General features: G+C 61.0%; 13 protein-coding genes and 1 tRNA gene. 12 read left to right on the top strand and 2 right to left on the bottom strand.

Features of this window, described 5'->3' with window-relative positions:
• Positions 1-68: 68 nt before the first annotated feature.
• The 7 genes from MUG95_RS13370 (at position 69) to MUG95_RS13340 (ending at position 9,081) form a co-directional block, all read left to right on the top strand.
• The gene (locus tag MUG95_RS13370) at positions 69-2,609 is read left to right on the top strand and encodes a type II/IV secretion system ATPase subunit (RefSeq protein ID WP_247008605.1); all 2,541 of its coding nucleotides are present in this window, start codon (positions 69-71) and stop codon (positions 2,607-2,609) included.
• Position 2,610: 1 nt separating this feature from the next.
• On the top strand, positions 2,611-4,644 hold the full coding sequence (locus tag MUG95_RS13365; RefSeq protein ID WP_247008604.1) for a type II secretion system F family protein: 2,034 nt from the start codon (positions 2,611-2,613) through the stop codon (positions 4,642-4,644).
• A gap of 211 nt (positions 4,645-4,855) precedes the next feature.
• Positions 4,856-5,254: a DUF7287 family protein gene (locus MUG95_RS13360; protein WP_247008603.1), complete on the top strand. Its 399-nt coding sequence runs from the start codon at positions 4,856-4,858 to the stop codon at positions 5,252-5,254.
• A complete protein-coding gene (locus MUG95_RS13355; RefSeq protein WP_247008602.1) occupies positions 5,248-5,868 on the top strand; it encodes a DUF7288 family protein in 621 nt (206 codons plus the stop codon). Before MUG95_RS13360 ends, MUG95_RS13355 begins: the two co-directional genes overlap by 7 nt.
• Positions 5,862-6,824 carry a hypothetical protein gene (locus tag MUG95_RS13350; protein ID WP_247008601.1) on the top strand — a complete coding sequence of 321 codons (963 nt, stop codon included), beginning with the start codon at positions 5,862-5,864 and terminating at the stop codon, positions 6,822-6,824. The genes MUG95_RS13355 and MUG95_RS13350 overlap by 7 nt, the downstream gene beginning before the upstream one ends.
• A complete protein-coding gene (locus tag MUG95_RS13345) occupies positions 6,821-8,278 on the top strand; it encodes a PKD domain-containing protein (protein ID WP_247008600.1) in 1,458 nt (485 codons plus the stop codon). The genes MUG95_RS13350 and MUG95_RS13345 overlap by 4 nt, the downstream gene beginning before the upstream one ends.
• Positions 8,275-9,081 (top strand): DUF7289 family protein, encoded by an 807-nt coding sequence (locus MUG95_RS13340; RefSeq protein ID WP_247008599.1) that lies wholly within the window; start codon positions 8,275-8,277, stop codon positions 9,079-9,081. The genes MUG95_RS13345 and MUG95_RS13340 overlap by 4 nt, the downstream gene beginning before the upstream one ends.
• Before the next feature lie 48 nt (positions 9,082-9,129).
• Here the strand turns inward: MUG95_RS13340 and MUG95_RS13335 are convergent, their stop codons facing one another.
• Both MUG95_RS13335 and MUG95_RS13330 read right to left on the bottom strand, forming a co-directional pair.
• Entirely contained in the window at positions 9,130-11,325 is a 2,196-nt protein-coding gene (locus tag MUG95_RS13335) for a vWA domain-containing protein (protein ID WP_247008598.1), read from the bottom strand.
• 260 nt (positions 11,326-11,585) lie between these two features.
• Positions 11,586-11,657: transfer RNA gene (locus MUG95_RS13330), tRNA-Ala, on the bottom strand.
• Between the two features lie 342 nt (positions 11,658-11,999).
• Here MUG95_RS13330 and MUG95_RS13325 point away from each other — a divergent pair.
• Genes MUG95_RS13325 through MUG95_RS13305 form a run of 5 tightly spaced genes read left to right on the top strand, consistent with a single transcriptional unit; the run spans position 12,000 to position 15,329 of the window.
• Positions 12,000-12,590 (top strand): DUF7287 family protein, encoded by a 591-nt coding sequence (locus MUG95_RS13325; protein ID WP_247008597.1) that lies wholly within the window; start codon positions 12,000-12,002, stop codon positions 12,588-12,590.
• Position 12,591: 1 nt separating this feature from the next.
• Positions 12,592-13,176: a DUF7288 family protein gene (locus tag MUG95_RS13320; RefSeq protein ID WP_247008596.1), complete on the top strand. Its 585-nt coding sequence runs from the start codon at positions 12,592-12,594 to the stop codon at positions 13,174-13,176.
• Positions 13,164-14,108 (top strand): DUF7261 family protein, encoded by a 945-nt coding sequence (locus MUG95_RS13315; protein ID WP_247008594.1) that lies wholly within the window; start codon positions 13,164-13,166, stop codon positions 14,106-14,108. Before MUG95_RS13320 ends, MUG95_RS13315 begins: the two co-directional genes overlap by 13 nt.
• A complete protein-coding gene (locus MUG95_RS13310) occupies positions 14,101-14,568 on the top strand; it encodes a DUF7266 family protein (RefSeq protein WP_247008592.1) in 468 nt (155 codons plus the stop codon). Before MUG95_RS13315 ends, MUG95_RS13310 begins: the two co-directional genes overlap by 8 nt.
• Entirely contained in the window at positions 14,565-15,329 is a 765-nt protein-coding gene (locus MUG95_RS13305) for a DUF7289 family protein (RefSeq protein WP_247008590.1), read from the top strand. Before MUG95_RS13310 ends, MUG95_RS13305 begins: the two co-directional genes overlap by 4 nt.
• Positions 15,330-15,337 lie beyond the last annotated feature (8 nt).

The following is a 15,337-nucleotide window of genomic DNA, read 5'->3' as shown; positions in this document are numbered from 1 at the left end:
GAGAGAGTGCCTCAAAATCGATAACCTCGTCATAAGCTTTTTTTGCTCCTGTCACGACGGGTGGATCAATGGCAACTGATGACAAAGAGGGGGGCGACCCGTCGGACGCCGAGGAAGTCCTCGCCCGGGTCGAGCGAGCCACTGTCGGCGAGTACACGTGGGAGGACGTTCGCCGGGAGTTCCACACGGGCGGTCCGTTCGACAGGACGGAGTTCCTCGGGTTCGACCCTCGGGAGACCGAAGAGCGATTGCAACGAGGGGCGCGGGCGGCCGAATCTATCTACAAGCCGCTCCAGCGGGAACTCAACCCCGAGGAGATGCCGGTGCGCAAGGGCGAGTACACGTGGGAACACTTCAAGCGCGAACACTACTACGACGACGAGGGCGAGCCGCCGCGGACGAGCGAGGGGGAGAAAAAGCCGTTCGAACCGGAGGAGTACCTCGGGTTCGACCCCGACGACACGGAAGGAATACTGAGCAACGCCGAGAACATCGCCAGTACGCTTACGGAGACGGTCGACGAGTTCACCGTCGACGTGAACGAGGAACTCGACGAGGACATGTTCTTCTCGGACGTGAACGGGAACACGACGGTCACCAACCGGTACGACATCGAGAAGGCGGTCCCCATCGAGAAGAAAAAGCACTTCCAAGAACTCGAACGGTACTGGGTCAACAAACCATACGCCTGTGTCATCATCTTCCACTCGCGGAAGGAAAACGAGAAGAAATACTACGTCATCGAGCCGTACCTCAACGCCATCGAGCGCGACCTACAGGACTTCCTCTCCGGCAAACTCAAGACCGCCATCAAGTACTCCGAAGACGATGTCGTAGTCCAAGGCGACGAGTCCGACCGGGCGGAGGTCATCCAGCGCGAATCCGAGCGACTGCTCGAACGGTACGACATCTACGACGGCGGGAGTCCGAGCGGCAGTTCCACCAACGGCGACGGCGGCGCGCTCGTCGCCGTCAAGTCGATGCTGGGGATGGGGCCCGAGGGAGAGTCAGCGGAGGAGAGCGGGCTAGACGGTATCAGCGCGCGACCCGAGCCGGCAATCATCGAGGAAGACCCGAGCACACTCAACGAGTATCAGGTCGAGAAACTCCTGTACAACCTGAAACGGGACTTCATCGGGTTCGCCAAAATCGACCCCATCAAACACGATATCAACGTCGAGGACATCTCGTGTAACGGGTACAACAGTCGGGTGTTCGTCTACCACACCGACTACGAACAGATTATCTCGAACGTCGAACACGGCAAGGAGGAACTCGACGACTTCGTCGTGAAACTGGCCCAGCGGTCCGGGAAGGGTATCTCGAAGCGTCAGCCACAGGTCGACGCGACGCTCCCGGACGGGTCACGCTCGCAGTTGACCCTCGGTGCGGAAGTGTCCGACCACGGGACCAACTACACCATCCGGCAGTTCAAGGACGTGCCGTTCACGCCCATCGACCTCATCAACTGGAACACCTTCTCACTCGACCAGATGGCGTTCCTGTGGCTCTGTATCGAGAACCACAAGTCGCTCATCTTCGCGGGCGGTACTGCCTCGGGGAAGACCACCTCGCTGAACGCCGTCTCGCTGTTCATCCCCTCGAACGCGAAAATCGTCTCCATCGAGGACACCCGCGAGGTCGAACTGCCGCAGCGCAACTGGGTCGCGTCCGTCACCCGGCCGTCCTTCGGTGAGGACGATACGGGCGACGTGGACGAGTTCGACCTGCTGGAGGCCGCACTGCGACAGCGACCAGACTACATCGTCATGGGTGAGATTCGTGGCGAGGAGGGCCGGACCCTCTTCCAGGTCATGTCCACGGGCCACACCACCTACACGACGTTCCACGCCGACTCGGTGGGCGAGGTCATCAAGCGGTTCACTACCGACCCAATCAACGTCTCGAAGACGCTGTTCACGGCACTCGATTTGGTGTCTATCCAGACCCAGAGCCGGACGGACGGCAAGAAGGTCCGCCGGAGCAAGACCCTGACCGAAATCAACGAGTACTCCGCCGAGAACGACGAAATCAACGTCAGGGACGTCTACCAGTGGCAGGCCGAGACGGACACGTTCATCCAGATGGGCCAGTCCAACACGCTGGAGGAAATCAAGTTCGACCGTGGGTGGACACAGGAACGACTGGACGAGGAGTTGTTCAAGCGCAAAATCGTGCTGGCCCACCTCATCCAGAACGGCATCAACACCTACCAGCAGGTGGCGGCGACGATTCAGGCGTTCATCAACGACCCGGACACCATCCTGACGCTCATCGCCCACGACAAACTCGAAGAGAGCCTCGAAGACCTGCGGGACATGGAGTCGGTCATGATCGACATCGACCCCGAGAAAGAGGAGATGGTCCCGCGGCCGTCGGCGAGTGAGGAGATGCTCGAAGAGACGAACGAGATTCTGGAGAACGCACAGCCGATGTTCGACCAGTACAAGAGCATGGAGACGCCGGAAATCGTGAAGGCACTGGGTGGTATCGAGACGCAGGAGAACATCGAACCGGTCCAACAGGACGACGACGAAGACGAAGACGCCGAAATCGACTTCGGCCAGTTCGTGACCAAGGCCGGAACGGAAGCAGGAGAAGGGGAGTGAGATGAGTCTCGACACGCGTGACGGGCAGTCGTTCAGCGGCGGCGGCTCGTTCGGTGACACGTTCTACCCGCTCTATCAGTACCTGTTCAACGAGAACAGCGACTTCGTGGCCGGTGTAGAGAAGAAACTCGCGCAGGCGCGTATGCCCCAGAACGTCGAGTTGTTCGTCGCGCGCGCGTTGGGGGTCGGCGTGCTGGCGGGCCTCGTGTTGTGGATAATGGGGTCGCTTCTGGGCTACGCCATCTTCGTCCTCTTTCTCGAGGACGCACCGACTCTGCTCGGGATTCCCGTGGAGTCGGTTCCGGAAATCCTGCTCGCGCTGAAGATACCGATTCTGGTGTTCATCACCGGCATCGTCTTCGGCCTCATCGGCTTCGGTATCGGGTTCGGGTCGATGGTCTCGATTCCGTACTTCCGGGCGGGCGGACGGAAACGCGAGATTAACGTCCTGCTGTCGGACTCCATCTCGTTCATGTACGCGCTGTCGGTCGGGGGGTTGAACCAACTCGAAATCCTGCAGGCGATGGCCAAAGCCGACGACACGTACGGCGAGGTTGCCCAAGAGTTCCAGTCGCTCGTCCTCGAAACCGAGTACTTCGATACGGACTACCGGACGGCCATCAGGAACCAAGCACTCCAGACGCCGAGCGACGAACTCGCGCAGTTCCTGACGGACATGCTCTCCATCGTCAACTCCGGCGGTGACATGACGAGTTTCCTCGAAGACCAGAAGGACAAGCACATGCGGACCGCCAAGCAGGAGCAAGAGCAAGTGCTAGAGACGATGGAACTGTTCGGCGAGATGTACATGACGCTCTCGCTGTTCCCCCTCTTGCTCATCATCATCCTCGTCATCATGCAGATGATGGGCAAGTCCCAGCAGATGCTCCTGCTGGGCACGGTGTACGGGCTGATTCCGCTCACGGGGGTCGGGTTCCTCGTGATGGTGTCGACGGTCACGCAGGACGAAATCGGCGACGGCTACCTCACGCCGGACGGGCAACGCGACGACGTGGTCGTCCAAGAGGGGCTGGGTATCTTCAACCTCGGCCTCGTCGAGAACTTCACCGGCGGGTACGGCATCTTCGACAAGGTGAAGAGCGGAGAACGGTCCTACGAGTTGGGCCAAATACTGAAGAAGCCACACATCTTCTTCCGTGACCACCCGACGGTGGTGTTGGGCCTGACAGTTCCGCTGACGATAGTGGTGATGGCGGGGTCGGTCGTCGCCGGCTTCGCACCGCTCAGCATCGACGGGATGGTCAGTAAGCCAGTCATGTCGACGTTCTTCTGGGTGTACGTCCCGCTGTATATCAACTTCCTCCCGCTGACCATCTTCTACGAGTGGAACGTCCGGTCGCGACGTGGTGTCGTGACACAACTCTCGGAGAATTTGCGGAAACTATCGAGTGCCAACGACACGGGGCTGACGCTCCTCGAATCGCTGAACACCGTCTCGAACACGTCTTCGGGGCGGTTGGCCGAGGACTTCGAGACGATGTACGCGAAGGTCAAGTACGGGACCAGCCTCAAGGACGCGATGCGGGAGTTCAACAACGAGTACCACATCCCGCGGCTAGCCCGGACGGTCAAACTCATCAGCAAGGCACAGGAGGCGTCCAGTCAAATCGAGGACGTGCTGACGACGGCCGCACAGGCCTCGGAGAATCAAGACGACATCGACCGCGAGCGCAAGTCCCGCACGCGGATGCAGTTGGTCATCATCATCATGACCTACATGACGCTGCTGGGCGTCATGGCACTGCTGAAGACGCAGTTCCTCGACGTGATGGCCGGGCTTGCGAACACCGGCGGCGGTGGCGGCGGTGGTGCTGCCCCCGGCGGCGGACAGAGTTTCGGTGGCGGTGTCGACACCGAACTGCTCTCGCTGCTGTTCTTCCACGCAGTGACGCTGCAGGCCATCATGTCGTCGTTCATCGGCGGCTACATCCGGAACGTCGACCTCATCTCGGGGGTGAAGTTCGCGGTCATCCTGCCCACGTTCGCGCTCATCACGTGGATTGCCGTCGGGTGAGCACGGACGTTACTATCAGTCGGTCGACTGTTTCTGGCTGAACCATACCGCGGACGATGCCAACTGGCCCGGCGGTGGTTTTATATACTTGTTGCCAAAAGGTATTTTACTCACTACGTAACTCACGATGAGTTAGTCAGCATTTAGGGGTGACAGGAAGGGGCAGACGCTTCAGGATTTCGCGCTCGGTATCTCGCTGTTCCTCATCACGGTGACGTTCGTCTTCGGGTTGTTCCCGAGTTATCTCGAACCGTTCACCGCGGGGATAGACGACAGCGACGGGATGCGAGCGGATAGGCTCAGCCAAGACCTGATTCGAGAACACGCGACGGCGGAGGGCGAGAATATTCTCAACGAGACAAAACTCAACGCGACGCTCTCACAGAACCAGTCGCAACTCCGGGACCAATATGGGTTCACACGCGGGACAGCCATCAACATAACCGTCAGGGAAGGGGGCAGTCGGTCGCTGGTAACCGTCGACGGGACGCCACTCGCGACGGAGAAAGACAGCCGAAACCAGCCAGCGGCGGCGCGTGCGCGTATCGTTTCGCTCTCGAATCGGACGCGCTGTGACCCGAGTTGTCGCTTGGTGGTGAAAGTATGGTGACGGGCGAAGACAGGGGACAGGCGTTCACCTTGGAGGCCGTCATCGGGTCGGTGGTTATCCTCTCTGCAGTCCTCTTTGCGATACAGGCCATCATCATCACGCCGACGACGGGCGGGACTGTCGACCCCGAGATACGGTCACAAGTCCAGACAGAGGCCGACGACGTGCTCAGGCTGACGGCACAGAACGAGACGTTCGGCCTCTCCGAGTACGTCCGGTACTGGTCGCGCAACAGGCTCGCGTTCGTGGGCGCGGTCAACGAAGAAATCGGGTACGGGAACCGGAAACCACCGAGACAACTGGGCGAGGTGTTGAATCAGACCTTCGAGTCACGGGGCCGCACGTACAACATCGTCCTCCGGTACCAGAACGAGTCGTCGGGGACGGAGACGCTTCCGATGGTGTACCGTGGTGAACCGTCGGACAACGCCGTGACGGCGACCAACCGCGTGACGCTGTACGACAACCAGACGCTGTCGGGGCCGAACGCGACGCGGGTGCAGTTGACCGACCTCGGGACGAACGCCACCGGGGACCGAGGGTACTACCCGATCCCGAACGCCATGGACGGACCGGTGTACAACGTCGTGGAGGTGCGCCTGACAGTATGGTAGCGACCGACGACCGCAGGGCGCAACTCATCCTCGTCGGGGCCGTCTCGCTCGCGCTCATCATCATCGGCCTCACCGTCGTCCTGAACACCGTCCTCTTCACGAGTACGGTGACGACGGACGTGACGGTCGACGCCAGCGACGACGCCGTCCGGTTCGACCAGACGGCACGGGAGGGCACACGGTCGCTGGTCCTCCGAATGAACCACCGGGACAAGAACTTCTCGCGGCCACAACTCCGTGACAGCGTCGTCAGAAACGTCACGAACTACACGCGGCTATTGCGCGAGAGTTACACGGTGAGCCGACCGGTGTTCGTGAACGTCTCGTACAACAACGTCACGTACGGCCAACGCGTCGTCCAGAGCGAGGACGGGACCTTCGAGTCACCGACGACACCCAGTGTCTCGGACTGGGAGGTTGTCGAGAACAGCGACCGAGTGGCGGTTGGCCGGTTCGTCGTCAACCTGAACGTCTCAGGGATGAACAGCGACGAATTCAATATCACGATACGAAACGCGAGCGAATCAGTAGACATTGGCATCCAGCGTAACAATACAGGAGGAGCCACGAAGGTCGACATCAGTACCGAGCGGACACACGGCCCCAACACGGGGAACGTGCAGTGTTTCGCGGTCCGTGGTCGGGTGCTTCTCGACGTACTCGACGGAGAGAGTTTCAACAGCGAGTGTGCGTTCAACGCGACCGAGAACCTCGACCCGCCCTACAGTGTCGAGATATCTGACGGCGGCAGAGCTAACGGTCGGTACAGTCTCGTGGCACGGTCGAACGTGAGCGCGAACTTCGGCGGGTCGTACGACTTCTGCGGCGACCCGGCGGTGACCGGCTTCACCGACCCGTGCCAAGTGCCGGCCATCTGGAGCACGAACGTCACCATGGCGTACTCCTCGACCGAGATAGACTACGAGCGGAGGCACAACCTGAGCATCTACCCATGAGATGGACGATACGCACGGACCGACGGGGGGCGGCGTCGCTCGTCAACCACATCCTCGCTATCGGTATCACGACCATCCTCATCACCGGTTTGCTCGTCGCGGGCGGGTCGTACCTCAACAACCAGCAGGAGTACGCCGCACAGTCGGGACTGGACACCATCGGGAACGAACTCGCCGAGACGATAACCCAACTCCAGCGACTGTCGGCCGGGAACGGGTCGGCGACGATACAGGTCGACCTCCCGGAGCGAGTCTCCGGGTCGTCTTACTCCGTCCGCATCGTCAACGGGTCCGAGTGTACCGAGCTACGGTCGACGCCGAACTCGTGTCTCGAACTGGAGGTCACGCGGCTCGACGTGGTTCGGAACATCCCGCTCTCGGTCAACGAGACGGACGTGAACATCTCGACGGTGAGTGCCAGCCACTACCGTCTCGAATGGAACGGGAGTTCCGCTCCCGGAACCATCGACGAGACAGGGGCGACTGACGCGCCGCTGCGGTTGGGTATCGGCGGCGACGTTGCCAAGCAGCGAACGGGCGGGAGCATCATCGGGGAGACGAACCTCCCGCCGACGAACGTCTCGTTCACCGTCGACCCCGAGTACCCCGACACCAACCGGGGCGTGACGTTCACCGCCAATGCCGAGGACCCGGACCCCGACAATCCCGCCAGTCCCGGCCTGAACTACAGTTGGGACTTCGACGGGGACGGAACCTACGAGGAACAGAACCTGAACACCGCGACGACCACCCACACGTACGGCGGTGGGAACTACGGCCCCCAAAACGTGACCTTGCGAGTGACCGACGAAGAGAACGCTTCGACGTGGCACTCGCATAACATCACTGTCGCCGGACTAGCACCACTCACGCTCACACGTACGCCAGCCGACGACAGGACGCGGGCCGGGCAAAACGTCGACTTCGATGGCGACGATATCATGGTTCGGTTCGAGAACACTCACAGCAACGACATCACTATCACCGGTGTATTCTTCGACCCCGAAGGCACAGGCGGAGAGATGATTGCAGAGGACCGATACGTCTGTACCTCGTACAATTTCTTCGGAAATTGTATCAACAGCAATTTCTACTATTTCCCCGAGATTCGTATCAACACGAACGAAAACGAGGACAACGACTACACTGATACCGAGGACGAACAGGTGTATATCGGGCGGAAAGACCTCGGCTGTGAGGGCCTCACAATTCCTGATGGAGGGGTATCGATGTCCGCGTACGCTATCTACGGTTCGGGAACGTATTACGAGTGTGACTTCGACCCGCGAGACCGGGTCGAGATAGACGTAGAGGACGGAGGCAACCTCGCTATCCAGTACCGTGCTGTCGAGGGACTCCCGGCCGACCCCGATTTCACCATCGGTGTCCGCTATCGCGTCGGTGGCGAGACGTACACGACCCGATTCACCGAGGAGGTCGGTGGACTGCCATGACTGGGCGAAAAAAGCACAGTGGCAGCGAACCGGAGTCCGACCGGGCGGTCAGTGACCTCGTCGGGTTCGTGCTGGCGTTCGCCGTCATCATCACGTCCGTCGCACTCGTCTCGACGTTCGGGTTCGGCGCGCTCGAAGACGCCCGGGAGGCCGAACTCGCCACGAACACGGAGCGGTCGTTCGTCCTGCTCGGACAGAACTTCAAGGAGTTGGAAACCGGCACCGCCGAGCGGCGGACCAGCGAAATCGAACTCCGGAGTGGGAGTCTGCGACTCGTAGACGGACCGAACATGACGTTCGAAATACACCGGTCCTCTGGACCGAACTTCAACACGAGCGTGGAGATACGCCGCCTGCAGTACCGGATTAGCGGCGAGCACATCGGGTACGAGAGCGGTGCGACGTTCCGGGGTGCCATCGGCAGCAACAGCAGCATCATGCAAGTCGAACCGGGCTTCACTTGTGGTGACGGCCACGCCGTCGTCTCGGTAGTCCGGTTGACCGGTAACACGGAGCGAATCGTCAGCGGTGGCGTCGCCCGAATCTCCGGACGGCAGCACAACTCCAGTCTGCTCTACCCAGAGAACCGAACCGGGGCCACCGCCAACACGGCCGCGAACGGGACGCAACTGAACGTGACTATCAACTCGACGTTCGATGGAGGGTGGGGCCGGTACTTCACCCGTGACGAGAACGGGTGGGAGGAGTCGAGTGTCGAGGACGACACGTACGTCTGCGATGTCGGTGAGAGCGGTGTCGTCTACATCAGACGTGCCGTACTCGGCATCGAAATCGAACGGTAACGGACGACAGCCAGGGAGCACGGCGAGGACGGCTGTCGCGGCGTGGCGTCAGGATTCGTCTTCTATCCGCACGTCCCGGATTTGGAGGTACCCCACGGGTGGCCGTGCTTCGCCCTCCGAGAGGCCCACCTCGTAGAGGACCGGCATCCGATTCCAGTCCCAGTCGTGCCCACTCTCGACGCTAAAGTTGAACACGACCAGCACCTGATTGCTCTCTAACTGGGTGTGGTTGTTGCTGTCGAGGAGGTTCTCGGATTCGAGTTTCTCGTACATCGTGTCGTCCCACGATGGCGAGTTGTCCGTCAGGAGCGGGCGCGGCCCCTGTTCTGCGTCGTAGCCGTCACGATAGACGCCGATGTGGTCCGGGCCGATGAGGTCGGCGTTGCTGACGTTGGCACACCGTGCGACCGGCGTGCCGCCAGCCGTCAACGGGACCGTCTCGTACTCCTCACAGGCCGTATACGTCGCGTTCAGTTCCACGCTGTCACCGTTCCGAACGATGAACGTCTGTTGGAACTGCGACGGTGCGGTCGGGTCGTTGACGTTCGGGAACGCGCGGCCACCGTTCCGAATGCGGGCGATGTCCTCGTCGTTACCCGCGATAAAGGGTGGCTGGACGGCGTTGTTCCGAGTGGCGTTCACCGTCAGCGGGACGTTCGTAATCCGCTCCTGCTCGACGATGTTCGTGGCAGAATCCCTGAAGAACTGGCGAAGTTCGTCGGGGCTACTGGAGAAGTTGTACTCGCCGCCGGTGATGTTGGTAATCCCCGGTTGGGAACAGCTAACTCCGCGACCACCCAATAGGCACTCGTTAACGTCGGCTTGTGTACCGAACCCGGCAGCGTAGATAGTGACGTTTTGGGCGGCCGCTCGGCGTGCCATGTCCCGCGTTCTACTGTTCATGTTGGGCGTCGATTCCCACGAGACGTCGTTACGGCCGTCACTGAGGAGGATAATGGTCTTGTTCCGCGTCTGGTTGCTACTCGTCGCGTACATGTCCAGTGCCTTCCGAATCCCACAGTTGATACACGTGCCACCGCCCGCCGAGAGTCCGTTGATGGTACTCTCGACGCTGTTGGGGCCACGAAGGGTATTCGTCAGGAACTGTCCACCCGAGGTGAGCATGTCTGCCCTGCTGTTGTATTCGACGACGCCAGCACGGTCGGTGGTGTTCAGAACGGACAGCGAGTCGATGGCCGCTTGCTTCGCGTCGGTTATTTTCGTCCCGGACATCGACCCGGACGTGTCGAGGACGTACACGACATCGGTGGGGTTCGAGTTCCCGAGGTCGGCTGTTTTGAACGTCGTCTTGTTGGCGATACTGGTCGACCCGTTCCCGATGGGGCGCGTCGAGACGCGGTATGACGTCGTCGCGTTCTTCGAGATGGAGATGTTCTCCGCCGTGACGTTCACCTCGTTCATGTACGACGCGCTCGCGGAGAGATTGACGACGCGGTTGAGTTCGTCGTTGGTCGCCTCCGGGAGGTCCTGCTGTCCGAAGAACACCTGAACCGTCTGGTTGTTCTCGTAGGTCTGCACCGGCCGGTCCGTCTGTTCCTCGAAGTAGTCACCCCAGGCCCTGAAGAACGTACTCTGTACCTGCAGGGTCACGTTGTCCGGGCGCACGCACTCTCCCTGGAACAGTTGGTCGTTGAGTCGGTCGGTCTCTCGACTGGACGAGGACACGTTGAGGAACGCCGTGTTCCGGGACTCGTCGATTTCGCCGGTCAGGTTGAGCAACTGTAACTGTATGACACCGTTCTGAACGTCCGCATCCGGGGACGTGACAGTCGAACTCCGGTTCGAGCGTTCCTGTCTGAACACGCCGCCGGCCTCGTAGGCGATGACCGTCTCGTCCTGTGTCTCGTACCGAATCGACGTCAGTGGCACGCCGTCTCGACTCGGATAGCTCGCCCCGAGGCTACACGTCTTGTTTTGATTGACCGTGATGTTCACGTGCCCGGCCCGTATGATGTCGACCCGTCCCGGATTCAGGTTCGCCATCTCGAACTCGACTTGGGTCACGTCCGCTTGATTCGAGAGCGAGGTGAGCTGTGAGTCCACTTCCTGAAGCGCGATTTCGACGGTCCGCTTGTCCGTCTGGTCTTGGACCTGTTCGATGGACGCGGAGCCGTAGACGACCACCAACAGCGCGCCTATCGACACCATCCCGATGAGTAGTGCGAACCCCAGTACCTCCGATACCCCCCGTTCGTCGCCCGCCGCGGACCCGTAATCGGCCATAAGAGTAATTAGTGGATCCTTTTTGGCAATCGGGTTATGTAAAACCATCGGCGAGGTCGCTGGCCGTCACGCCCGGCGAATTACCCCGGGACCACTCAGCGACACCCCTCGACGGACTCACGGAATTGCCGTCCGTGAACGGCTCGATGGAGCACCCAGTCGCGTCCGACGGTCGGCAGTCTCGGTCGAAAACCTGCTTCGATGGACTCGTGGGGGTCCCGCGAGTAGAACGAGCGGGACAACGCGAGGAAACGAGGGAGTGGACTCGCGGGGATTTGAACCCCGGGCCTTCCCCGTGCCAGGGGGATGATCTACCGCTGATCTACGAGCCCTCGTAATCCACCGTATCCGGTGTGTTTTCTTAAACCCATCGAAGGGCCATCCACAGCGAGAGATGGCACCACGCGACGCCCGCGAGTTTATCGGCACGTCTTCGATTATCAGGAATGATGACGGGAGAGGGCCGTATAAATCTTTGGCCACAAGTAATATGAAGCTAAACTGCCGAAAGTACGCCCCTGAGACGTATTACGACCTAGTTATGAATCGGCCACAACGGTTATGCAACACATTGACCAATCTTAAAATAGCTGAAAAAGTGCCTCGAGAGGACATTGCTTCGACACTGGCCGGAGCAGAAACTGTGGATTCGGTAGCGGGGGGTCCCTAATCCGATGTCCGACCGGCGAGTCGTCGGGTCGAGCGCGCGGACTGGTCGTCGAACACGGGCACAGACAACGCTCGATTTCGCCGTCGGAGTGAGTATCTTCCTGCTCGCGCTGACGTCCGTCCTGCTGTTCATCCCGGGTACGATCTCCCCGTTCGTCGAAGGCGGACAGGAGGAGATAGTCACCGCAAATCGCGTTGCGGACAGTCTCTCGGAAGGACTGCTCGGTGACCCGAAGACACCCCACGTCGTCAACACGACGTGTACCGTGAAGTTCTTCGAGGACACGAGCCCGGGGTACTGTGGGTTCACCGGCAACAACCTGACGGAGCGAATCGGCGTCAGGAACACGCAGTTGGCGAACGTGAGCATCGAGTCGAACCTGACGAACGACGCCGACGGGGGCAACGTCCTCTGTTGGGACGAGGACAGTTCACCGCCCGAGTTCGTCGAGAAGGACAGCGGCGATTGTGACAGTTCCGAAACCCGGACGGCCATCGGCCCCGCGCCACCGCAACGTTCCGGGACGACGGTCACCGCACGGAGAGTCGTCGAATTGAACGACACCGACGCGACGCTCGTTGTTGAAATGTGGTAACATGGACCGAGGACAAGTACACACGCTCGAATCCATCATCGCCGGGTTGCTGTTGCTGACGAGCGTCCTGTTCGCACTCCAGATGACCGCCGTCACGCCGCTGTCGGCGAGCACGTCGAGCCAGCACGTCGAGAACCAACAGCAGGCGAGCGTCGAGGGCGTCCTCGCGGGTGCGGCACAGGCCGGCGATTTGAAGCGTGCCGTCCTGTTCTGGAACGCGTCTGACGACCGGTTTTACAACTCGAGCGGCGAGGACTTCTACACGAGTCGGGCACCCCCGAACGCGTTCGGTGACCGCCTCGAACGGGCCTTCGGCGAGCGCGGTATCGCGTACAACGTCTATCTCACGTACTACACCCCGACAGACGCCCGGCGGACCACGGAGATGGTGTACCGCGGGCAGCCGAGCGACAACGCCGTCCGGTCGGCCAAGACGGTCATCCTGACCGACGACGATAGGCTCTACGACCACACCGGTGCCCGGACGTCGACACCACTGGCGGGGAACTTCTACGCACCGGACTACGCGCCGGACACGCCGACGTACAACGTCGTCCGAGTCGAGGTGGTCGTATGGCGAATCTGAGCGACCGGACCCGCCGAGGGCAGATACTGCTGGTCACGGGGTTCGCACTCGCCGTCGCGTTCATCGGCCTCGCGCTGGTGCTCAACTCCGTCATCTTCACCGAGAACCTCGCTACCCGGAGCGAAAGCACGACCACCTCCGACGCCATCGCACACGCGAACGTCGTCGAGACGGCCACCGAGAAGTTGGTCACGTACGTCAACACGTACAACACGACGAACTCGTCGTCGTACGACGCCGTCGACCGGAACCTCACCAGAGGGTTCGAGAACGTCTCGTCGGTGGCGACGGAACACCAACTGTTCGACGGGCAGGTTGTCAACGACACGCTCCGCCGGTACGACGAGGGGACGCTGGTACAGCAGACGAACGAGAGTCGCAACTTCACGAGTGACGACCACGCGAACAACTGGGTGCTAGCCCAGAATCCGGACGGCGCGCGTGAGTTGCAGGTGAACGTCGGGAACGTCGATACGAGCCTCCTTCCCATCGCTAGCCCGGAGTTCAGCGTCGTCGCCACGAACGGCACCGACACGTGGCAGTTGAACGTGACCGACACCGGCGACGTCGAGGTCATCGAGAACGGCGTGACCATCGGGTCCTGCGGATACTCTACCACACCGTTCTGGGTGAACGTCTCGGCGGGAACAGTCGACGACAGTGACTGTCCATACGTCGACGTGTTCCGTGAGAGAGGGCTTTCTGGAGCGGACACCCTCGAATTCAGGAACGCGAAGATAATCACGGACGGGACGTACAGCACCATCGTCAACGAGAGTTTCTCGGGCGTGGAAGACGACAACCCGTGGGTCGCCGACCAGCCTTACATCCAACCGGCCGTCTACGCCGCCGACGTGAGCGTGGCGTACAACAATCAGGTGATATCGTACGCGACGGAGCTACGGGTTGCTCCGGGTGAGAGCGATGACTGACCGCTTCGAGTCCGACAGGCGCGGGCAGTCGATTACTCTCAGCTACACGCTCGGTATCGGCATCGCGACGATTCTCGTCACGGGGTTGCTCATCGCAGGTGCCGGGTTCGTCAGCGACCAGCGCGAGCAAGCCGCGGAGGTCGAACTTCGCGTCATCGGGCAGCAACTGGCCTCGGACGTGGAAGCGACCGACAGACTCGTGCAGTCGGGCGACCGGAACACGGCCGTCTCGATTAGCCGCTCGTTCCCCCAATCCGTCGCCGGGTCGGGCTACACCGTCGCCATCGTCGAGCAAGCCGACCCGTACGTCCGTCTCAGGTCCCAGCAACAGGACGTCACGGTTCGAGTCGAGTTCAGCAACCGGACCACCGTGGACGGTACCGAGATTACCGGTGGACAGGTGATGGTGAACTACACGGCCGGTGGCCACCTCCGTCTCGAAGGGGGTGAGCGTCGATGAACGAGCGCGCGGTGAGCGACGTTATCGGGTTCATCCTCATCTTCAGCCTCGTCGCGACGACGGTTGCTATCGTCTCGATAGCCGGCGTCAGTACGCTCGAAGACGTCAGATACGACGAGCAAATCAACAACGCCGAGCGGGCCTTCGACGTCTTCGCGGACAATCTCAACGACGTCCACCGTGAAGGCGCGCCGAGTCGTGCGACCGAGATAAACCTGCAGGACGCGCAGTTGAACACAGTCGAGGTCGCAAACATCAACGTCAGTGCTCGCTCGGGAACGGGGACGAACTTCAGCGTCAACGTCACCTCACGGGTCGTGCGCTGGCGGAGTGTGCGCGACGAGGGGACGACAATCGACTACACGTTCGGCGGTGTCCTCCGGAGCCAGCGAAACGGCGGGCTCTTCGTCGAGTACCCGCCGATGGACTTCGACCCGAACCAAACTTACATCCCCATCGTACGGACCATCGCGCGGCCGCCGGAGTCGTTCGGCGGGAGTACGGCACGCATCCGGGCGGTCCGTGGGACGCCCAACATCATCCACCGCGGTGACGCGTCAGTGTACGACAGCGGGTCGATGTGGGTCAACGTCACGACACAGAACAACGAGACGTGGGAGCGGTACCTCGACCGGCGACCGGGCGTGTCCTGTTCCACGGTGCCCCTTCCCGGCGAGCGCGACAGGGTCGAGTGTGAACTCCAGAACCGCGACAAACTGTTCGTCGTGGTCCACCCGATAGAGATAGAGATAGAGCGGTGACGGGCCGG

It is taken from the genome of Halorientalis litorea (assembly GCF_023028225.1).
GTDB classification, from domain to species: domain Archaea; phylum Halobacteriota; class Halobacteria; order Halobacteriales; family Haloarculaceae; genus Halorientalis; species Halorientalis litorea.
The sequence above is the reverse complement of the archived record's forward strand: the minus strand, read 5'-3'. Positions and strand labels throughout refer to the sequence as shown.